Raw genomic sequence first — 21655 nt, forward strand, 5'->3', positions numbered from 1 at the left:
CCTTGCATATTCTTCATCATAATAGTTTAAGTTTAATATTTAAGCTCAGCGTTAATCATTTTTAATAACTTAATAAATATCAAAATATATTGGCATTCTATGTTTACAAAAAATAGCCCCTTTATCTCCTTTTTGATTCCAGCTCCCCCAAATGTAAGAGAGATAACCACACAAACAGCATACGCATCTTCTAGAAAACATCCTCTAAACATTATGTTTCTCAATCAGCTGTAGCCAAGCCTCTTCATCGATAACCTCAACACCTAATTCTTCAGCTTTAGCCAATTTGGAGCCCGCTCCAGGTCCTGCAACAAGAAGATCTGTTTTTTTAGAAAGTGAACCAGATGTTTTAGCCCCTAATCGCTCTGCCAATGCTTTTGCTTCATCGCGTGACATATGCGCCAAAGTTCCTGTAAAAACAATGATCTTCTCCGCTATTGGTGAAGAATCTGCTATGATAGGCTCCTCATCAAGAGGAGTTACTTCTTCAAGCAAAACAGATAAAATCTCACGGTTATGCGCTTCTCTATAAAAATCAACAATTGCGCCCCCTACCTGTGGTCCAATTCCTTCAATATTGGTAAGTTCCATCCAAGCCTCATTTCCTTCTTCATTTTCCTTATCACATGGCATAAATGCTTCCATAGCCGCAGTTTCAAAAGCTGTATAATTTTTATAAGCACGTGCAAGGCGGCGTGCATTCACTTCGCCAACATGACGAATCCCCAATGCAAACAAAAAACGGCTCAAAGGAATTTCTCGGCGCGCATTAATAGCATCATACAGTTTCCGAACTGAAACAATACCAAAACCTTCCATATTTTCCAAACGTATCAAAGACTTTTCTTGGCGCCGTTGTAAAGTAAAAATATCGGCTGGTGTATGAATACAAAGCGCCTCATCTTGAGCATAGAAAAAAAACTCTACCTGTTTTTTACCCAAGCCTTCAATATCAAAAGCATTGCGTGAAACAAAATGACGAATACGTTCAATTGCTTGTGCAGGACAAATAAGCCCCCCTGTACAGCGACGCACGGCTTCTCCCACTTCACGAACAGCATGACTCCCACAAGCTGGACACAAATGAGGAAAAATAAAAACAGCAGCATCTTTCGGGCGTTTTTCAATGATAACATCAATAACTTGAGGGATCACATCACCAGCACGTTGTACAATCACGCTATCACCTACACGGATATCACGTCCTTCACGAATGGGCTCTCCTTTATGACCAATTCCCTTAATATAATCCTCATTATGCAAACTAGCATTGGTCACCACCACTCCACCAACAGTAATAGGCGTAAGACGTGCAACAGGTGTCAAAGCTCCCGTGCGACCAACTTGAATGTCAATATCTTCCAAAAGCGCTATCGCTTTTTCTGCTGGAAATTTATGGGCGATAGCCCAACGCGGCGAACGAGAAACAAACCCCAAGCGCTTTTGGAGCATCAAATCATTAACCTTATAAACAATGCCATCAATATCATAGCTTAAAGAATGACGGCATTCTTCGATATCGTGATAATAGCAAATAATATCTTCTACTGTCTTAAAGACTTTTGTTAATGGATTGATAACAAAGCCATACTCTTTTAGCTTTTTCATCATCTCCATTTGACTTTCTGCCAATATTTCACTCACCTCACCACAAGCATAAGCAAAAAATTGAAGTTTTCTGCTAGCGGTTATCCGTGAATCAAGCTGACGGAGAGAACCAGCCGCCGCATTTCGAGGATTGGCAAAGGTTAACTTGCCCTTCTCTTGTTGGCTGATATTTAGTGCTTGGAAATCTTCCCGCCCCATATAAACTTCACCACGCACCTCAATGATATCAGGAAAATCACCTTGCAAAACTTGTGGAATATCAGCAATTGTTCGGGCATTTGCCGTCACATTTTCACCGACAGTTCCATCCCCACGCGTTGCCGCACGCACAAGCTGCCCCTTTTCGTAGCGCAAAGACAAAGATAAACCATCAATTTTTGGCTCCGCTGTTATTTCCAACACTTGTGTTTCTGGAAGCCGTAAAAAACGACGAATACGCTCAACAAATTCAGTAACATCTTCAGAGCTAAACGCATTATCAAGTGAAAGCATAGGCTGTGCATGAACAGATTTTTCAAATTTTTCAGAAATTGGTGCTCCAATTTTATGTGAAGGAGAATCAATACGTATAAGCTCTGGAAAAAGAGCTTCAATTTCTGCATTACGACGACGTAAAGCATCATATTCTGCATCAGAAATTTCAGGCTGATCATCACGATTATAAAGCACATCATGACGTGCAATCTCTTTTGCCAACCACTCTAATTCACGTTCTGCTTCAACAGCTGTGAGATTTTTATATGCATCTTTGTTCATAAAATCTATTCCAAATTACAAGCGCTGCCACAAGGGCCTCCCACGCCTCCTCATCAAGTGAATCTCAATAAATATAAGCTTTCTAGTATTTTTATCGCTGACTAATTACCTTTATGCGAGAAGCTTTTGAGCCGCTGCACGCGCTTCTTCAGTAATCTGTTCTCCAGCCAACATACGGGCAATTTCTTCTGCACGCTCATGTTCTTTCATTTTATGAATCGCAGTAACAAAGCGTCCTTTATCATGACTCTCAATTTTTGAAATAAGAAAATGACCATGCGCTTTCGATGCAACCTGTGGAGCATGCGTAATAGCGAAAACTTGGACATGTTCTGATAAGCGTTGCAACCGTTGCCCAATAGCCGCTGCAACAGCCCCCCCAACGCCTGTATCAATTTCATCAAAAATCAGCGTCGGTGCTGATCCTCGATCAGATAAAACAACTTTTAATGCCAGCAAAAAACGAGATAATTCACCGCCAGAAGCCACACTAAGCATCGGCCCAGCACGTGTTCCAGGATTTGTCCGCACCCAATATTCAATACGATCACATCCCTCTGCACTCCGCTTTTCCATATCACTTTGCATTTCAACAATAAATTCAGCCCTCTCTAACTTCAATGCCGGCAACTCAGCCATAACACTTTCAGATAAATGCCTTGCTGTCTCCCGACGCTTTATTGTTAAGGCTTGCGCCAATGTATCATAATTTTTCTTTGCCTGCTCTGCCTCATCTTCAAAACGTGTCAATATGGTCTGAGCCTCTTCAAAATCAGCCAGTTCAGCATCCATTTTATCGCGTAACTGAACCAATTCATCCGCAGAAACTTGATATTTACGAGCAAAACCCCGAAGAGCAAAAAGACGTTCTTCTATCCGTTCCAATTCATCAGGTTCAAAGTCCAATGCTCGTATTGCCACCTCAATACCTTCTTGTGCTGTTGCAAGTGCATGCAATGCCTCATCAATAGATTTCACCACTGGTGCAATAAGTTCTTGCGCCTCAGGAATTTTCCGCTCCAAACGCCTCACCAAATTGGAAAGCACTGGGATTGGTGATTTTTGACCCGTTAAAAGATCATCCGCTTCTTTTATATCCGTTGCTATTTTTTCTAATTTAAGCATATCTGCACGGCGAAGAGAAAGAGCATCTTCTTCACCAACTTGAAAATCAAGCTTTTCAAGCTCTTCTACACACGCACGAAGATAATCAACCTCACGTACAGCGCTCTCTACTTTAAGACGCTGCTGTTGCAAACGCTCCTCACATTCACGCCATGTGTGATAACACTGACGCAAATTTTCCACTTCATCTTCAAGACCACCAAAGGCATCTAATAATTGGCGATGTGTAGCAACATCAACAAGCGCACGATCATCATGTTGTCCATGGATTTCAACCAGCAAACGGCCAACACTCCGCATCAATGCAACACTAGACACCTGATCATTGATAAAAACACGGCTACGTCCATCACTTGATTGCACACGTCGTAAAATAATATCACCCTCATCATCAAGACCATTCTCACGAATAAGTTGACGTGCAGGATGTGAAACAGACACATCAAAAACAGCTGTGACCTGCCCGCGGTCAGCCCCATGACGCACAAGCGAAGCATCACCCCGCCCCCCTAGAGCAAGTGATAAAGCATCAAGGAGAATAGACTTCCCCGCACCCGTTTCTCCAGTTAAAACCGTCAACCCCGCTGTAAAATGAATATCGAGCGTTTCGATCAAAACAATATTATGAATCGAAAGCTGTACCAACATAGAGAATCAACGTACCCTCTTCTTGTCACCACCTAAAGCATTTGAGATCCAAGAAGATTTATGCTCACGTGGTGATATTTTATTCTTCTGCAAGAGATTATAAGAAAATTTATACCACTCACTTTTGGGATAATTACGTCCTAAAATAGCTGCTGCCGTCTGTGCTTCCGCCGTTAAGCCGAGAGCAAGATTAACCTCAGTCAAGCGGAAAAGTGCTTCTTCAATTTGATTTGTATCAGAATACTCTTCAACTACGGTACGAAACCGTCTACTTGCCGCAAGATAGCGCCGCCCCTCTTCATAATAACGGCCAATCTGCATTTCTTTACCAGCCAGTTGTTCGCGACCAAAACGGATTTTATCCTTAGCATCCTTGACATACTCAGAATTAGGATAACGCTCTATAAGAAGCTGCATAGCAGCAATAGCACGTTTCGTATCACGTTGATCACGCGTAACATCAGGAATCCGACGGAAAGAAGAAAGACCAATAATATAGTATGCATAAGCCGAGTCAGTCGACCCTGGATAAAGAGTAATATAGCGTTGAGCCATACTAATTGAATCATCATACTTTCCGAGTCGATAATTAGTAAAAGCACCCATGACCAAAGATTTACGTCCCCAGTCTGTATAAGCGTACTGTTTTTCAATCTTCAAAAACTTCTTCGATGCATCCCCAAGCCGCCCACTTTCAAGGCTAGCAAGCGCCTGATTATATAAAACATCTGGTGGCTCTATTTTCAAAACATAAGCAGATGGATCAAGGGTATTTTTCTCTTTAAAGAGGCATCCCGCTAACATACAGGTGCTTCCCAAAAGCACCACCCCCAATATCTTGCGTACAATGTTAGATTTTCTATATGTCATATTTCCAATGTACACATGAGATTTTTTCATAGTTTTTCCGGCCTCCACAGAATATCACCTTGTAGCAAAAACAATTTATCAAAGGTTTTATACCATATCACTTTAAAATCCACATAACCAATTTAGCAGTTTAGGTCAATCATCCCCTTAAAAATCAAATAAACGATAAAAAAATCTTGCCAATTTTTTTACTTTTTCTCTAAAAAGCTTTTTTCATAATATGATTCGTCTGCCAAAACAGCCTTCACCAATTGCGCATTAATTCTATGCCCACTACAATAAGAACGAAATAATCCAATAAAAGGTGCCCCAAGCAAAGCAGTATCACCAATCGCATCAAGCATCTTGTGCCGAACACATTCATTCTCCCAATAAGGACCATCGGGATTTAAAATTTTATCATTAAGGTCGATAACAAGAGAATTTTCCAAAGAAGCGCCTCTCGCCTTTCCAGAAAGCCTTAATTCTTCCACGTCTTTGATAAAACCAAAAGTGCGCGCACGTGACAAATCATCCCTAAACCCTCGTGTGGTAAGATCAAAACTGAAATGTTGCTTACCAATAGCAGAAGAAGGAAAAGAGATCGTTATATCAAAACGACGTCCATCGAATGGCAAAAGCTCTGCAACACCATGAGCTCCTTCAACCCGCACGGGCTTTTTTATAATGAAATAAGAACGCAACGCATTTTGCTGTACAATACCAACATCTTCAAAAGCTTGGCAATATAGCCACGCTGAACCATCCAAAATAGGAATCTCATTATGTGACACTTCAATAACAAGATTATCCAAATTATAAGCAGCAATTGCCGCCATCAAATGTTCAATTGTTTCAACCCTTACATCTCCATCTCCAAGTACTGTTGATAATTCAGTTTCTCCTGTTTGCGATGCATGGGCTTGAAATATTTTCTCTGTTCCGTCTAATCCACAACGCTTAAAAACAATACCACACCCAACATCCGCTGGACAAACCTTTACCACTGACAAACAGCCACTATGAACGCCAATCCCCTTAAATGTTACTGCTTTTTTAAGAGTAGACTGATATTTTGGTACTAAATTCATCATATCATTTTATTAAATTGCTTGTACATCTTTTAACAAAATTTATAAAACTATAAAAAATATTCATAGTAAATAATACAAAAAAACCGCTTATTGTAAGCGGTTTTTTTAAAACAAAGTATTTTATCCAAAATACAGTAATATATTTTACTGTATAATTTTTGTCTGATCATTAAAGAAATAATAAAATTTCTTACTTTACCTCATTTTTCATCAATTAATTTGCCTGACGACGTAAAAATGCTGGTATTTCCAACTGATCTTCTTCACTTATAAAAGTACGCTGATCTTGTGGTACCTGAGGATGCAGCTCACCAGAACGACGTGGAACATAAACAGAAGCATCTTGAGAAAGCGCCTGAGAGTTTTTATTGTAAACATGAGAATCTTTCTGCTGAGACGATCTAACAGCAGGCTCCAGCCTCGCTTCTGGCTCAGCTTCTTCACGATGTGTCAAGCTCTGTTTCAAACGCTGCCAAAGATTACGAGGACCCTGATCCGTCACAAATGTTCTTTGGCTTTGTCCATGAGCAACAGGAGGAAAATCCTTTAACTCAGGCATACGCATTGGAGCGCGCGCTTGCATTTGTTGCATTTGTTTTGGTTGCACTGGCTTTTCTTTTTGCTTCACAAGCCCTGTCATCTCATCAAGAACATGCGCTGTTGCCTCCATACTCACAGGAGCCGTCATCGCCTGTTGAGAACCACGGCTTACTTGCATACGAGGCACATTTGATCTCTGTTCCTGAACAGCATTTGAACCATACGCAACAGCATTCGTTGCACTTCGTGTTGTCATTGCTTCTGCAGGATGTGCAAAAATTTGACTTTTGGGACGGAACTGTTCTCCGGTTGATTTACCCTTCTCTATTTCAAGTGATTCGATCACTTCTACCATTGACTCAGAACGCAGAGGCGATGATTGAACATGAAAAGAACTGTGTGACGTTCCAGGATCGCTCTTGCGTATTGAAGAAGCAGGCCTTTGAATCTGAGGATGAGAGGACTGAACCACATCACTAACTTCACGATCAATACCGGTGGCAACCACAGAAACACGAATAACACCTTCCAATGACTCATCATCAATAGCGCCAAAGATCACATTCGCATCAGCATCTACTTCTTCACGAATACGATTAGCAGCTTCATCAACCTCAAAGAGAGTCATATCACGACCACCCGTAATAGAAATCAATAAACCACGCGCCCCACGCATAGAGGTATCATCCAACAATGGATTTGCAATAGCAGCTTCAGCCGCAGCCAAAGCACGCCCATCACCAGATGCCTCACCCGTTCCCATCATAGCTCGACCCATTTCGTGCATAACAGAACGAACATCAGCAAAATCAAGGTTAATCAAACCCTCTTTAATCATCAAATCCGTAATGGAAGCAACACCAGAATAAAGCACTTGGTCAGCCATAGCAAAAGCATCAGCAAACGTTGTCTTATCATTTGCAATACGGAAAAGATTTTGATTGGGAATAACAATCAATGTATCGACAGACTTTTGTAATTCTTCAATACCAGCCTCTGCCGTTTTCATACGACGTGCGCCTTCAAACTGAAACGGCTTTGTCACAACACCAACAGTCAAAATACCTTTTTCACGCGCTGCGCGAGCAACAACGGGAGCAGCCCCTGTTCCAGTTCCTCCCCCCATACCAGCAGTAATGAAAACCATATGAGAGTCTGCAAGATGATCAATAATTTCATCAATACATTCCTCCGCCGCCGCTTGTCCAACTTCAGGCAAAGCCCCAGCACCCAAACCTTCTGTCACAGCTGCCCCAAGTTGGATAACACGTTCAGCCTTTGACATAGCCAAAGCCTGTGCATCCGTATTTGCAACAACAAAGTCAACTCCCTGAAGACCAGCATTTATCATATTATTCACGGCATTCCCGCCACCACCTCCAACACCAAAAACGGTAATGCGTGGCTTCAATTCCGCGATATCTGGCCGATGCAGATTAATCGTCATTTTCTTTTCCTTCTCATAAGACACCGCAAGCCAAAGCGATGAAATTTATCCAACTAGACTTAACTAAAAACTCTCACGCAACCACTGACCAACACGCTGAAAATATCCACGCGTGCCCATCGATAAATGATTTCCTGCCGCCTGCATTGTTTTTTCTTCAAAACCCACCAATTGCGGATAAATTAACAACCCAACAGCAGATGTAAACGCCGCCCCTTTTGCAAGAGAAGGAAGCCTCGAAATACCTAAAGGCCGCCCGATACGAACATTTCTTCCTAATATAGTACGTGCCATTTCTGGCAATCCTGTTAACTGGCTTGCTCCCCCAGTCAAAATAACACGTTTACCAATGATGTGACCAAAACCAGAACGATTTAAACAATCACGGACCATTTCTAAAATTTCTTCAACACGCGCACGAATGATACGCCCAAGAACCGCGCGAGGATATTGAGTTTCACGCTGTTCACTCCCAATTTCTGCTACATTAATCATTTGCCGCTCATCAGCACTTGTTAAAAGTGCTGAACCATAAACAACTTTTAAACGTTCCGCCTCTGTTAAAGACATAGAAAATCCGCGCGCAACATCAAGAGTGACATGATGCCCCCCAACAGCAAGAGCATCTGCATGAATAAATTTCCCCTCAAAAAACACTGAAAATGTTGTTGTTCCACCACCAAAATCAATACATGCAGCCCCTAAACGCGCCTCATCATTCATCAAGACAGCAAGACCACTTGCAAAGGGAGTAGCAACCATTGCTTCAACACTCAAATGTGCACGATTAATACAAGTTTCCAAATTACGCAAAGAGGCTGTTTCTGCTGTTACCACATGCACGTCGACACCAAATGTTTCCCCTGCCATGCCAATAGGATCAAAAATTCCTTTATCTCCATCCAATACATAAGAAACTGGAACTGAGTGCATAACATGACGTTCAGCATCAAAGGCTTTACGCGAAACATCTGAAAAGGCCATACGCATATCACGCTTGGTGACTTCACGACCATTCAAATGAACCTTTCCATTAATCAAAGCACTTTGTAATCGACTTGAGGAAAAATTCACAATCACTGAATCCACCACCAAACCCGCCATTTTTTCTGCCGCATCAACAGCCAATCTTATTGATTGTTCTGCTGCAAACATATCCATAACAACACCGGATTTAATACCACGTGAACGCTGCACTCCAAAGCCTAGAATTTCCGTAGAATGTGTACGACCATGTAAATAGTGTGCATGCTTCAAAGGACGCAAACAAGCAATAAGACAAACAATCTTACTTGAACCGACATCAAGTACCGTTAAAAAACGTGTTTTACGCCCCTTCAAATGATGTGATCTGAGTAGCATCATAGGCTTCCTGCCTTTCGCGCTTTTAAAATACGTTCTTCTTCTGCTACAGTAGTATGATAACGCTCCAACGTTTCATCTGATAAAGAAACAGTAATTCGATCAGCAAGACGTAAATCAACACTGAGAATATCGCGAGATAAAAGATCTTGCATTGTACCGGACGAAAAAAGAGAAGAAAGCCTTTCAAGAGCACCATTTTCAGGCAACATAACGCGCATTCCATTATTCAAAACAAGATCCCAACGTCGATCACCTACCCGCACAAAAGCACGAATACGATCATATACTTCCGGATAGACTGACAGCGCTTGAATAAACACTTTAGCAGCATTTTGTGCACCCTGCCCAACCACAAGAGGTAAATCCCGAACAATTTCTCCTTTAAAAGGCACAATGACACGACCTGTATTATCAACAATATCCATTATGCCATCATGTTGCCAAATGGCATAGGGTTCACGCTCCACGATGGAAATGCGCATTCTATTGGGATAAATTTTCTGAACATTAGCCGATTGCACCCAAGCCTGTTTTTCCAACAGAGAACGCGCTCTTTCAACATCAAAAGTGAATATAGAAGGCGCAACATCAAGTTTTAAAATTTTAAAAATATCCTGCTTTGCCAAGCGCTTATTACCGCTTATATCGACATGAGTGACCACAAAACTACTATCCAATATGATCGTATTTACGATCACAGCCATCTGACCACTTGATGAAAGTCCATAAAAAGCCGTAACAAAGAAAAACCACACAACAGCAAAAGAGCCAAAATGGCGTGGAATATGAATATTGACAAAAACAAACTCAAACATAAACCGAAGAAAACGACGATAAAGACGTGGCAAAGCCGGCACTGAAAGCACCTCCATCGGAACATTTGTTTTATTAACATTCAACGCATACATGATGCGTCCTCCACCATCCATTGAACAATATCGCCGTAAGTACGGCCGCTCGCTTTTGCAATATCAGGAAGAAGAGACGTCGAGGTCATACCTGGTTGCGTATTAATTTCAAGCCAAACCAATTCTCCCGTTTTTTCATCAAAACGAAAATCAGAACGGCTAACACCTCGACACCCTATCGCCTGATGGGCTGCTAAAGACATTCTTTGCACACTTTGGTAAATATTTAGTGAAAGTTGTGCAGGACAAATGTGAAGAGAACCACCCGTTTTATATTTTGAGTCATAATCGTAGAATGGAAAGTGTTTATCGGGAAGAATTTCACACACATCCAGCACTTCGTTCCCCAAAACAGCACAAGTCAATTCACGACCAGGAATATATTTTTCAATCATCACCTCATCGGCATACCCCCACTCAGCTCCCCCAATATTATGCGGCGGTGCAGCTTCATTTCCTTGAACAATGACAACACCAAAACTTGATCCTTCACACACAGGTTTAATTACATAAGGAGGCTCCATGGGATGCGTTCGGCCCAAAGCAAAGCGGCTCATGATACGAGAAGGAGCAACACAAACCCCAACATTTGCAACGATAATTTTTGCACGTCCCTTATCCATTGCCAAAGCAGATGCCATCACGCCAGAATGAGTATAAGGAATTTTTAAATATTCAAGAATCCCCTGAATCCGGCCATCTTCACCAAATGGACCATGCAATGCATTGAAGGCAATATCGGGCTGCAACTGTTCAAGAACAGAAGCAATATGAGCATCAACATCCACGCGGCTCACGCGATACCCCTGCACCTCTAAAACATCAGCACACGCCGCCCCTGAAGATAAACTTATAGACCGTTCAGAAGAAAAACCTCCCATTAACACAGCTATATGTTTATCTTTCATAATAAATCACCCTCTTTCGCATACTATATGTAGTCTATATAGAATACATCAGCACTACATACAGGAAAAACAAAGTTTATCCTTGCGAATCAATAACCTAGCATTTTGCATAATGAATCAGACTCAAAAGCCGGATGCAAGAGATTCTTTGTTAATTTATTGATTCTTAATAGAAATTTTTTATTATCTCTTTGAAATGACTCAATTTTTTATTTTCACTTTTTAGTGAACAATAAATCAATGAAATGGATCAAAAGGAGAAACACTTCGACCACGCTCAAATTGACCAATACGCTCTATTTCCCATTGTAAAAGGTGGGCTGAATTTGCAAAAACACGCGCACGCACTGTTTCTCCCAATACTTCAAGATCATATCCTGTTGCTTGCCCTGTATTAATCATAAAATTACAGTGCATTTCACTCATTTGAGCGCCACCAATCCGTAAACCACGACACCCTGCTTCATCAATCACGCGCCACGCAGATCCATTCTCAGGATTTTTGAAAGTTGATCCCCCTGTCTTTTCACGAATAGGTTGCACAGTTTCTCTGTGGAGGGCAACTTCATCCATAGCAGCACGAATATCATCTTTATTGCCGAGTTTTCCTTCTAATAAAGCAGCCGTAAAAATAAAATCTTTAGGAATATCACAATGGCGATAGGAATAATGCATATCTTCCACACTCAAGATATGACGTTGCCCTTTACGATCCAGCGCATAGACCTCGACAACACGCGCTGCGGTTTCAACACCATTCGCACCTGCGTTCATTTTGAGAGCTCCTCCAAGACCTCCAGGAATACCATGATAAAAATGAAAACCTGCAATCTCAGCTTCTAAAGCGGCAGCAGCTAAATGTTTATCCGCCGTACCAGCACCAACTAAAAAGCCTTTTGGAGAAACTTGCTTCACTTGCCCAAATTTTTTTGGCGAAAGACGAATCACAACACCAGGAACCCCCCCATCACGCACCAGAAGATTAGAACCAATACCGACAATTGTTACAGGAACAAATTCAGGCAAATTTTGAAGAAAGAGAGCCAAATCTTCTTCATCGACAGGCTGATAAAAAAGCTCTGCCAACCCGCCCGTGCGAAACCACGTTACCTTACGCATCTCAACATTAGGTGTAAGCTTTCCTCTCACGCCACCTAACAGTGGTTGCAATTGCGCCAATAGCGCCTCACCATCAATGTGCTGAAAATTTATCATGACCATCCAATACCGCTAACTGATGAGGCAAAGCACAAGCCCATTGTGTGATATTGCCAGCACCAAGAAAAACAACATAATCCTCTGCCTGAGCAAATTTTGAGACAAGAGACACAACATCTTCCAAACCATGTATCAAGCGCACATCACGATGACCCGCCATTTTAATATGCTCTACCAATTCTTGAGAACCAAATCCTACAATAGGCTCTTCACCAGCCGCATAAACGGGCGTAATCAACACTGTATCTGCATCATTAAAACAAGCAGCAAAATCATCAAATAAATGATACAAACGCGAATACCGATGGGGTTGTGCAATCGCAATAACACGCCCTTTTGCACTCTCACGTGCAGCACGCAAAACAGCCTTTATTTCAACAGGATGATGTCCATAATCATCAAATATTTCAATGCCACGCCAACTTCCTGTTCGCGTAAAACGCCGTTTTACTCCGCCAAATTCTGCTAAGCCCCTTTTTATAGCTTCATTTGAAATGCCAAGTTCATGCGCAATAGCAATCGCCGCCGTTGCATTGGCAACATTATGCTGCCCTGCCATGGGCAAAAGCAAATTTTTCAACTCAATCTTTCTTCCTGTTTTGCGTGAGCGAACAAGAACATCAAAATGCGTTTTTTGACCATCCATCGAAAGATTAAGAAAACGAACATCCGCTTGTGGATTTGCACCATAAGTGATCACCCAACGATCATCAATACGGCCCGCCAATGACTGAACCTCTGGATGATCAAGACACAAAACAGCAAAACCATAAAAAGGAACATTTTCTACGAATTGCCGAAAAGCCTCACGCACAGCATCAAAACTTCCATAATGATCCAAATGCTCAGCGTCAATATTAGTAATAACAGCAATATCAGCAGGCAGCTTTAAAAATGTACCATCACTTTCATCAGCTTCAACAATCATCCAATCGCCATCTCCCGTACGAGAATTCGTACCATAAGCATTAATAATACCGCCATTAATCACCACTGGATCAAAATGACCAGCATCAAGAAGGGCTGCGACCATTGATGTGGTTGTTGTTTTACCATGTGTACCACCCACTGCAATTGCACGCCGAAATCGCATCAGCTCCGCCAGCATTTCTGCACGTCTGACAAGCGGCAAATGTCTTTCCTTTGCAGCAATATACTCAGGATTTGTTTTTTTAACGGCAGTAGAAAAAACAACAACCTCTGCATTCCCTAAGTTTTCAGCACAATGACCTATATGAACGTTAATTCCTTTTTTCCGCAAACGTTCAACATTTGCACTTTCAACTTGATCTGACCCTTGAACTTTATAGCCAAGATTATAAAAAACCTCCGCAATTCCACTCATACCGATCCCCCCGATTCCGATAAAATGGATAACGCCTATATCAAGTGGCATTTTCATTAAAAAGCTCCTCTTTTATATCTGACAACAATCGCCCTGCAGTTAAGGATTCAGCCATATCAGCAAGGCGACGGGTTGCATGAGGTTGTCCAACTTTTTTTGCAGCAAGCGCTTGTTTTTCCAATAAATGGGGCGCACAACAAGCGTGCATTAAAAGAGAAGAAAGCTTTTGTGCATTTAAATCTTTTTCTGATATAATTTGTGCTCCCCCCACACGAGCAAGCAAAGCTGCATTGGCAGCCTGATCATGATCTAAAGCATGGGGATAGGGAACAAGCAGAGCAGGTCTACCAATCACCGCTATCTCACAAACGGACGAAGCCCCAGCGCGCGACAAAATAAAATGAGCATGTGCCATACGTTCAGCCATATCATCAAAGAAAGGAGCAACTTCTGCTTGTACCCCCATATCACGATAGATTTTGATCAACCTTCCTGCTTCACCGCGGACTTGCTGTACAATTCGTAAACGTTTACGGTTCTTATCATCAAATAAAGCAATAGCTTCTGGAACAATATGTGAAAAAGCAGAAGCCCCTTGACTACCTCCAAAAATCAAAAAATTAAATGGCTTTTCTCCCTCTGAAGAATGATAAGGAATTTTGGCCGCCTTCAACACAGCCTCACGGACAGGATTCCCCGTCAAAAGTATTTTATGAGCATAAGCGCCATTTGGCGACAACAAACCACCAGCGATTGCACGCACAAAAATTGCCAACACCCGATTGGCACGCCCCATAACAGCATTTTGTTCATGAATAAATGTCACACGCCTCGTTAAAGCCGCAATAAAAAGAGGAGGAAAGCTCGGATACCCCCCAAATCCTCCAACAAGAACAGGACGTAATTTATAAAACAACGCCAACGATTGCCCCATACCCCTTAGCAAAGACCAAAACGTCTTTATCAGAGCAAAAGGATGGCGTCGTGTAAATGTTGCCGATGAAACGATATGAATATGCTCTTCATCAAAACACCGAACAAAAGGGCGTGCTCTTTCATCTGTTATTAAATGAACATCATATCCACGCTGCCTTAATTCAACAGAAAGGGCTTCAGCAGGAAAAAGATGTCCACCTGTACCACCAGCCACCAAAATAATAACTTTTTTATCATTCATAAGGGGTATCCAAGACAGAAGAGGAAGAAAAAGCTGAAAGGCGCGCTTCTGGCCAACGACGTGTTAAACTAAGCAAAATGCCCATTGAAAACGCAATCGCCACCATCGAAGAACCACCATAAGAAATAAAAGGCAATGTCATACCTTTTGGAGGAATTAAGTGAAGATTAACGGCCATATTAATAGCTGATTGAAAGCCAATCATCATTGCTATGCCAGTAATACCAAGACGTATAAAGGAATCACGTGTATTCATGGCTATATACAATGAACGCATAACGATAAAGCCAAACAGCATCATAATTAATAAACAAAGAATAATACCATATTCTTCAGCAGCAACGGAAAATACAAAATCTGTATGGCTATCAGGAATGATACGTTTTACTGTGCCCTCCCCAGGACCTTGCCCAAACCAACCACCATTCAAAATAGCCTCACGTCCCACATCCACTTGAAACGTATCCCCTTCACCTGTCAAAAAACCATTGATCCGCTCGCGCACATGATGCAGAAAAAGATAAGCTAAAATAATTCCTACAACGCCTAAAATGAGAAAGAGAAAAATAATAGTAAGAGGGACACCAGCAATAAAAAACAGCCCCCCCCATGTTGCACTTATTAAAACTGTTTGTCCAATATCAGGCTGCAAAACCAGAAGCACACAACAAATGGCATAAAGTAGAATCGCTAACGTATAACCCAGAATGCCCCTCTTGCGTATCTGTTCCGAAAAAAGCCAAGCGGACATAACCACAAAAGCTGGCTTCATAAACTCTGAAGCCTGTACAGAAAAACCAAATAGTAGAATCCACCTCCGTGCTCCCTTTAATTCTGGACCCCAAAATAAGGTTGCAACCATAAGAGCAAGCGTTACAATGAGCAAAAGAGCACATAAACGACGAATATTAGAAAGCGAAAAAAAGGAAATGGTAACCATCGTAAAAAATGCTGAAATGCTAAAAATGATATGCCACCGAACAAAATAAAAACTATCAGCAATTCCGATTTTTTTTGCAATAATAGGGCTGGCAGCAAAAGACAGCATAATGCCAATTCCCATTAAAATTAAACAAGCTGCAAAGATAGAGCGATCAATCGTCCACCACCAATTAGCAATTGGATCTCTATCTGCACGCGTCACCATGGTATCCACCTTATCCATTTTATAAATTATCTCAAAGTAATATGGTTCCCCAGCCTGTTTAACAAACACTTTAAAAACTAAATTACACAAAAAAAGATTCTGGAGTCTTAACGCAAAAATATTTTTTTATAACTGATGCTTTTTTATTGTAACTGCATCACAAAAGAGACAAATGCTTCGCCTCGCATTTCATAATTTTTAAATTGGTCATAACTTGCACAAGCAGGTGACAAAAGAACCGTCACCTCTTTTTCCTTACAACCCATTGCGTCAACAGCTGCTTCACGCACCGCATTTTTCAAAGTTAAGCTCATAGAAAAGGGAAAAGCAGATCCAATAGTGCGAGCAAATTCTTCCGCCGCGCTCCCAATCAAATAAGCTTTACGAATTTTAGGAAAAAATTCTCTAAGAGACTCTATCCCTCCCTTTTTTGCCTGTCCTCCAACAATCCAAAAAATATCATTAAAGGTGGAAAGCGCAGGAGCTGTTGCATCTGCATTAGTAGCCTTGCTGTCATTGATAAACAAAACCGCCCCCATTTTACGCACCTGCTGCATACGATGATCCAACCCTTTATAACTTGCCAAATGCTTGTTCACAGAAGGATCGGTTATTTTTAAAGCCTGCAATGTTGCTAATGCCATAAGGGCATTTTGCGCATTATGACTCCCACGTAACCCCGCCATAGGAGCAAGATCTGCAAGCATATGACTCTGTCCTTGACGAACAGAAAAGAGCTTGGTCCCATCTGCATAAAAACCATTTTCAACAAAATGATCCTTGGAAATTGCCTCAATTTGCTTCCCATCATGAAGTAACTGTTGATATAAAACCCGACAAGCTGCATCATCAACTGAAATGAAAGCCTGAGAAGCCTGAGCAATCAGATGCCTTTTGGTTTGCACATAACAGGCAAAACTCCCATGTCGATCAATATGATCAGGTGTTAAATTCAATAAAAGTCCAATGGTCGGCTGAAGAGAGGGAGTAAGATCAATTTGAAATGATGAACATTCAATCACATAGATACGTTTTTTAACAAAGGGCTTAAGCGTCAATATTGCTTTTCCGATATTTCCCCCCATCTGCACATCATAGCCCATTTTTTCCAACAAATGCGCAAGTAAAGCCGTTGTGGTTGACTTGCCATTCGTCCCCGTAATCGCAATGAAAGGAACATCTTGGTCACACAAACCATAATGTTGTAAAAAATGCTGGCGCGCACGAACAAATAATTCAATATCACCGATAATTTCTATATTTTTTTTTCGTGCTTTTTCAACAATCCAATGGGGCTGAGGATAACTTAAAGGAACTCCAGGAGCTACAATCAATGCAACAAATTCTGACCAATCTTCATAACGGAGATCTCGTGTTGGAATATTGTGCCGAAAAGCCATTTGCACGCTTGAAGAACTATCATCCCACGCCACCACTTCTGCGCCACCGCACATCAATGCTTGTGCCGTTGCTAGTCCAGACTGTCCCAATCCAAACAGAGCAACTTTTTGACCTTTATAACACGTAACAGAAATCACATTCTCACCGCAATTTAAGTGTTGAAAGACCTATGAGAGCGAGAACAATCGAAATAATCCAAAAGCGTATCACGACTTGGCTTTCAGTCCAGCCTTTTTTCTCAAAATGATGATGTATCGGTGCCATAAGAAACACGCGTTTTCTTGTTAATTTGAAATAACCAACCTGAATAACGACCGAAAAAGCTTCCACAACAAAAAGCCCACCAATAAGAACCAAAACAATTTCGTGTTTCGTAGCAACCGCAACAGTCCCTAAGAGTCCTCCAAGAGCCAATGAACCAGTATCTCCCATAAAAATAGCTGCAGGTGGTGCATTAAACCATAAAAAACCAAGCCCTGCCCCAACAACAGCTCCCAATAAAACAGCCAATTCACCTGTTCCCGATACATAATGGATTTGGAGATAATCAGCAAAATTCATATTACCAGAAAGATAAGCAATCAGAGCAAAAGATAAAGCTGCAACCATCACAGGAACAATAGCAAGCCCATCGAGTCCATCCGTTAAATTAACCGCATTACCCGTCGCAACAATGACGAAAGCAGAAAAAGGAATAAAAAACCAGCCCAAATTGATAAGATAATCTTTTAAAAAAGGCAAAGCTAATCCAGATGAGCCAATTTTCAAGATGGCAAAAGCCGCAATTGCCGCAACAAAAAACTCCAAGCTTAATCGTGCTTTCCCAGAAAATCCTTTGTCTGTTTGTTTTGTGACCTTAAGATAATCGTCATAAAATCCAATTCCCCCAAAAGAAAGCATAACCAATAGCGATACCCAAAAGTAAATATTCGATAAATTACCCCATAAAAATGCCGATACCACAATGCCGATTAAAATCATCAATCCACCCATTGTAGGTGTTCCAGCCTTTTTAAAATGTGTTTGAGGACCATCAGCACGAATCGGTTGCCCCTTACCCTGCCGCAATTTAAGAGAAGCAATGATGCTAGGTCCAAACAAAAAGACGATAAGCCCCGAAGTAAGCATAGCCGCTATCGTGCGAAAAGTAATATAACGAAATACATTCACACCTGGAAGCCAATCACTAAACGAAGAAAAAAATAGCATCATGGAATAAAAAAACCTCTTAAAACTATGAAGAAACCGCTTTATAGCGATCAAACAATGCAGTCACAATATTTGATGAACAAAGGCTATTGGATGATTTAACCATAAGCAGATCCCCAGAAGAAATTTCTGCTAAAAGAAGCGATAAAATTTTCTCAATATTTTCAGCATAATGAACCTTAACACCAGCAGACAAATCACTGACTAAAGATTTCATCGCCTCACCAAATAGAAAAACCGGATTAGCACCAGAAAGACGTATTGGTTTTATTAAATCACGATGAAGCTTTTCACTATACTCCCCTAACTCTAGCATATCTCCTAAAATAGCAATTCGCCGCCCCCCTTTCCCTACAGGCCCTGTAGCAAGAAGCTCAAGTGCAGCACGCATAGAAGCAGGATTTGCATTATAGCTTTCATCAATGAGATAAAATTCACCCCCATTTGATAAAGACAGTCGATAACGAACACCTCGCCCCTTTTGAGAAGAAAAATGGCGAAAAGAAAGCAAAACAGGCTCTAGCTCAACCCCCATAGCATCACAAGCAGCAATAACCCCTAAACTATTTTGCACAATATGGCGCCCAGGAGCACCAATTTGGACCTCCCTATCCCGCCCCCCCATACGCACAATCATAGAAGAACTATCGGTTAGAAGACGTATATCATGCGCTTGATAATCAGCATCTTTAGTCTCACCAAAGCTTAAGATCTTTTTTACACCGCATTTCTTTGCTTTTTGAACGAGATAAGAAAAAAAATCACTATCCGCATTTAAAATGGCAATGCCTTCCTCATCCAATCCTTCAAAAATTTCAGCTTTTGCCTTTGCTATTTCTTCAAGATCCTTGAAAAAACCCATATGTCCTGCACAAATATGCGTAATGAGAGCAACATGCGGACAAACCAGTTTGACCAGAGGGCGAATTTCATCTCTGTGATTCATGCCAATTTCAAAGATACCATAATCACTCTCCACAGGCATCCGCGCTAAAGTGAGTGGAACCCCCCAGCAATTGTTTAAAGAAGCGAGATTCGCATGAACATTCCCAGCCGTTGCAAGTGCTTGTTTCAAAGCTTCTTTTGTCGTTGTTTTTCCCACTGATCCTGTTATCGCGATAATCTTAGCTCTTGAACGTTTGCGTGCAGCTTGTGCAAGTTGTTCTAAGGCTTGCAAAACATCAGGAACGACAATGAGTGGAGCCGATATCTTTTTCATATCCCTCAAACGGTGTTCCGCAACGATAAGAACGCCTGCACCTCGTTCATAAGCTTGCGCAGCAAAATCATGACCATCAAGATGATGCCCCTTAATGCAGAAAAAAACATCCCCTTCCGCAAGAGTACGGCTATCAATGGAAACCCCAGAAAAAGTTTCTGGCATGCTTCCCATTACAACACCATTAATTGCAGCAACAAGTGCTTGCTTATCCCATAAAGCTGTCATTTCTTTCGGTCCTCTAAAGCTTCTATCGCTTTCAGACGATCTGAAAAAGGATAAGTTGTCTGCCCTATAATTTGGCCATCCTCATGACCTTTTCCAGCAATGATTAATGTGTCACCAACTTTCAAAAGCTCCACCGCGTAAGAAATAGCCTCACCACGATCTGCTATTTCTATTGCTGTTGGCACCGCCTGTAAAATATCCTTGCGTATTTTTTCTGGCATTTCTGTGCGAGGATTATCATCCGTTACAATAACAATGTCCGCTTTATCCGCCGCAATTTTTCCCATCAAAGGTCTTTTTCCTTGATCACGATCTCCTCCACAACCAAAAACAACGATCAAGCGCCCTTGCGTAAAGGGACGAACAGAAAGCAAAACCTGCTCCAAAGCTTCTGGTTTATGGGCATAATCAATGTAAACAAGCGCATTATTTTCTGTCTTTCCCACAAACTCTAACCGCCCAGGTGCTCCCTGCAAAGTTTCAAGCGCAGAAAAAACCTTACGAGGTGAAACGCCCGTTGCAATTGCTAACCCCGCTGCCATAAGCGCATTGGCGACCTGAAAATCTCCAGCTAAAGGCAAATCAAATGTATAAATATTGTTTTCCACACGACACTCAATACACTGTTTTGAGCGTTGATGTTCGACACGATTAATCGTGATAAATTGCCCCTTACGACCAATTGTCAAGACACGGCGGCGCGCTTGTGTAACAACATCAATAACCTTTTGTGAATAAACATCATCAGCAAAAATCAAAGCAGGAGCAGATACAGGCAAAAGTGTATCAAACAACCTCATTTTAGCCCGCAAATAATCCTCTACCCCCGTGTGATAATCCATGTGATCTCGCCCTAAATTGGTAAAGGCACCAGCCGTTAAACGGACTCCATCAAGTCGTCCTTGGTCAAGCCCATGCGAAGAAGCTTCAAGAGCTGCATGAGTCACACCTTCATGAGAAATTTCATAAAGAAGACGGTGCAAGACGACCGGATCAGGTGTTGTGAGAGAACCATAAACATTCCGTTTAGGAGAAACAACACCAACCGTTCCTATACTCGCAGCACAAAATCCAGCATAAGTCCAAATTTGCCGAAGAAAAGAGACAACAGATGTTTTACCACTTGTACCAGTCACAGCAACGACCGTTTCAGGCTGAGAACCGTAAAAACGTGCAGCTGCCAACGCTAAACTATGACGAACATTAGAAACACGTAAAATGGGAACAGATAAATCCTCAAGAACAGCATGATAATCTGTAACGATTGCTCGTGCGCCACGCTTTATCGCATCATCTATATAGTGCCTTCCATCACTTTTTTTTCCTTGAACAGCGACAAAAACATAGCCTGGCAAAACTTGCCGAGAATCCACACTGATTCCTGTTATTTCTATTGAAGAAAGACTTTCATCTTCAACACATTCTGTAAAAACTGTTCCCAACAACATGATAACGCACCTTTA

Annotated in this window: 16 protein-coding genes; all 16 read right to left on the reverse strand. The window is 41.6% G+C overall.

The genetic code is table 11. From position 1 onward, the window contains the following. Nucleotides 1–204: 204 nt before the first annotated feature. Nucleotides 205–2364: an NAD-dependent DNA ligase LigA gene (gene ligA / locus ACFINK_RS04445; protein WP_375638330.1), complete on the reverse strand. Its 2160-nt coding sequence runs from the start codon at nucleotides 2362–2364 to the stop codon at nucleotides 205–207. A gap of 111 nt (nucleotides 2365–2475) precedes the next feature. Continuing rightward, nucleotides 2476–4137 (reverse strand): DNA repair protein RecN, encoded by a 1662-nt coding sequence (recN, locus tag ACFINK_RS04450; protein WP_375628839.1) that lies wholly within the window; start codon nucleotides 4135–4137, stop codon nucleotides 2476–2478. Nucleotides 4138–4143: 6 nt separating this feature from the next. Next, entirely contained in the window at nucleotides 4144–5037 is an 894-nt protein-coding gene (locus ACFINK_RS04455; RefSeq protein ID WP_375638331.1) for an outer membrane protein assembly factor BamD, read from the reverse strand. Nucleotides 5038–5195: 158 nt separating this feature from the next. Beyond that, nucleotides 5196–6080 (reverse strand): UDP-3-O-acyl-N-acetylglucosamine deacetylase, encoded by an 885-nt coding sequence (gene lpxC / locus ACFINK_RS04460; RefSeq protein WP_375638332.1) that lies wholly within the window; start codon nucleotides 6078–6080, stop codon nucleotides 5196–5198. Between the two features lie 214 nt (nucleotides 6081–6294). After that, nucleotides 6295–8067: a cell division protein FtsZ gene (gene ftsZ / locus ACFINK_RS04465; RefSeq protein ID WP_375638333.1), complete on the reverse strand. Its 1773-nt coding sequence runs from the start codon at nucleotides 8065–8067 to the stop codon at nucleotides 6295–6297. Nucleotides 8068–8130: 63 nt separating this feature from the next. Next, on the reverse strand, nucleotides 8131–9432 hold the full coding sequence (ftsA, locus tag ACFINK_RS04470) for a cell division protein FtsA (RefSeq protein WP_375613372.1): 1302 nt from the start codon (nucleotides 9430–9432) through the stop codon (nucleotides 8131–8133). Beyond that, on the reverse strand, nucleotides 9429–10340 hold the full coding sequence (locus ACFINK_RS04475) for a cell division protein FtsQ/DivIB (protein WP_375618227.1): 912 nt from the start codon (nucleotides 10338–10340) through the stop codon (nucleotides 9429–9431). The genes ftsA and ACFINK_RS04475 overlap by 4 nt, the downstream gene beginning before the upstream one ends. Next, nucleotides 10328–11248: a D-alanine--D-alanine ligase gene (locus tag ACFINK_RS04480; RefSeq protein ID WP_375611998.1), complete on the reverse strand. Its 921-nt coding sequence runs from the start codon at nucleotides 11246–11248 to the stop codon at nucleotides 10328–10330. The genes ACFINK_RS04475 and ACFINK_RS04480 overlap by 13 nt, the downstream gene beginning before the upstream one ends. Before the next feature lie 237 nt (nucleotides 11249–11485). Then, nucleotides 11486–12463, reverse strand: coding sequence for a UDP-N-acetylmuramate dehydrogenase (murB, locus tag ACFINK_RS04485; RefSeq protein ID WP_375638334.1), 978 nt, complete (start codon nucleotides 12461–12463; stop codon nucleotides 11486–11488). Then, on the reverse strand, nucleotides 12441–13868 hold the full coding sequence (gene murC / locus ACFINK_RS04490; protein ID WP_375632331.1) for a UDP-N-acetylmuramate--L-alanine ligase: 1428 nt from the start codon (nucleotides 13866–13868) through the stop codon (nucleotides 12441–12443). The genes murB and murC overlap by 23 nt, the downstream gene beginning before the upstream one ends. Then, complete coding sequence (gene murG, locus ACFINK_RS04495; protein WP_375638335.1) at nucleotides 13852–14988, reverse strand: undecaprenyldiphospho-muramoylpentapeptide beta-N-acetylglucosaminyltransferase; 1137 nt, start codon at nucleotides 14986–14988, stop codon at nucleotides 13852–13854. The genes murC and murG overlap by 17 nt, the downstream gene beginning before the upstream one ends. Next, the gene (locus ACFINK_RS04500) at nucleotides 14981–16135 is read right to left on the reverse strand and encodes an FtsW/RodA/SpoVE family cell cycle protein (protein WP_375638336.1); all 1155 of its coding nucleotides are present in this window, start codon (nucleotides 16133–16135) and stop codon (nucleotides 14981–14983) included. The genes murG and ACFINK_RS04500 overlap by 8 nt, the downstream gene beginning before the upstream one ends. Nucleotides 16136–16278: 143 nt before the next feature. Beyond that, entirely contained in the window at nucleotides 16279–17673 is a 1395-nt protein-coding gene (murD, locus tag ACFINK_RS04505; RefSeq protein WP_375613367.1) for a UDP-N-acetylmuramoyl-L-alanine--D-glutamate ligase, read from the reverse strand. A gap of 4 nt (nucleotides 17674–17677) precedes the next feature. Further along, nucleotides 17678–18748 carry a phospho-N-acetylmuramoyl-pentapeptide-transferase gene (gene mraY, locus ACFINK_RS04510; RefSeq protein WP_375611992.1) on the reverse strand — a complete coding sequence of 357 codons (1071 nt, stop codon included), beginning with the start codon at nucleotides 18746–18748 and terminating at the stop codon, nucleotides 17678–17680. A 22-nt stretch (nucleotides 18749–18770) separates the two neighbouring features. Continuing rightward, nucleotides 18771–20192, reverse strand: a complete 1422-nt coding sequence (locus tag ACFINK_RS04515; RefSeq protein WP_375638337.1) for a UDP-N-acetylmuramoyl-tripeptide--D-alanyl-D-alanine ligase — start codon at nucleotides 20190–20192, stop codon at nucleotides 18771–18773. Then, on the reverse strand, nucleotides 20189–21640 hold the full coding sequence (locus tag ACFINK_RS04520) for a UDP-N-acetylmuramoyl-L-alanyl-D-glutamate--2,6-diaminopimelate ligase (RefSeq protein WP_375611990.1): 1452 nt from the start codon (nucleotides 21638–21640) through the stop codon (nucleotides 20189–20191). Before ACFINK_RS04520 ends, ACFINK_RS04515 begins: the two co-directional genes overlap by 4 nt. Nucleotides 21641–21655: the final 15 nt, after the last annotated feature.

It is taken from the genome of Bartonella sp. AA16NXGY (assembly GCF_042197325.1).
Classification (GTDB): Bacteria; Pseudomonadota; Alphaproteobacteria; order Rhizobiales; family Rhizobiaceae; genus Bartonella.

Bases quoted from the DNA above. Each gene is read 5' to 3' on its own strand.
- ligA (WP_375638330.1), bottom strand. From the start codon at position 2,364: ATGAACAAAGATGCATATAAAAATCTCACAGCTGTTGAAGCAGAACGT.
- recN (WP_375628839.1), bottom strand. From the start codon at position 4,137: ATGTTGGTACAGCTTTCGATTCATAATATTGTTTTGATCGAAACGCTC.
- ACFINK_RS04455 (WP_375638331.1), bottom strand. From the start codon at position 5,037: ATGAAAAAATCTCATGTGTACATTGGAAATATGACATATAGAAAATCT.
- lpxC (WP_375638332.1), bottom strand. From the start codon at position 6,080: ATGATGAATTTAGTACCAAAATATCAGTCTACTCTTAAAAAAGCAGTA.
- ftsZ (WP_375638333.1), bottom strand. From the start codon at position 8,067: ATGACGATTAATCTGCATCGGCCAGATATCGCGGAATTGAAGCCACGC.
- ftsA (WP_375613372.1), bottom strand. From the start codon at position 9,432: ATGATGCTACTCAGATCACATCATTTGAAGGGGCGTAAAACACGTTTT.
- ACFINK_RS04475 (WP_375618227.1), bottom strand. From the start codon at position 10,340: ATGTATGCGTTGAATGTTAATAAAACAAATGTTCCGATGGAGGTGCTT.
- ACFINK_RS04480 (WP_375611998.1), bottom strand. From the start codon at position 11,248: ATGAAAGATAAACATATAGCTGTGTTAATGGGAGGTTTTTCTTCTGAA.
- murB (WP_375638334.1), bottom strand. From the start codon at position 12,463: ATGATAAATTTTCAGCACATTGATGGTGAGGCGCTATTGGCGCAATTG.
- murC (WP_375632331.1), bottom strand. From the start codon at position 13,868: ATGAAAATGCCACTTGATATAGGCGTTATCCATTTTATCGGAATCGGG.
- murG (WP_375638335.1), bottom strand. From the start codon at position 14,988: ATGAATGATAAAAAAGTTATTATTTTGGTGGCTGGTGGTACAGGTGGA.
- ACFINK_RS04500 (WP_375638336.1), bottom strand. From the start codon at position 16,135: ATGGTGACGCGTGCAGATAGAGATCCAATTGCTAATTGGTGGTGGACG.
- mraY (WP_375611992.1), bottom strand. From the start codon at position 18,748: ATGATGCTATTTTTTTCTTCGTTTAGTGATTGGCTTCCAGGTGTGAAT.
- ACFINK_RS04515 (WP_375638337.1), bottom strand. From the start codon at position 20,192: ATGACAGCTTTATGGGATAAGCAAGCACTTGTTGCTGCAATTAATGGT.
- ACFINK_RS04520 (WP_375611990.1), bottom strand. From the start codon at position 21,640: ATGTTGTTGGGAACAGTTTTTACAGAATGTGTTGAAGATGAAAGTCTT.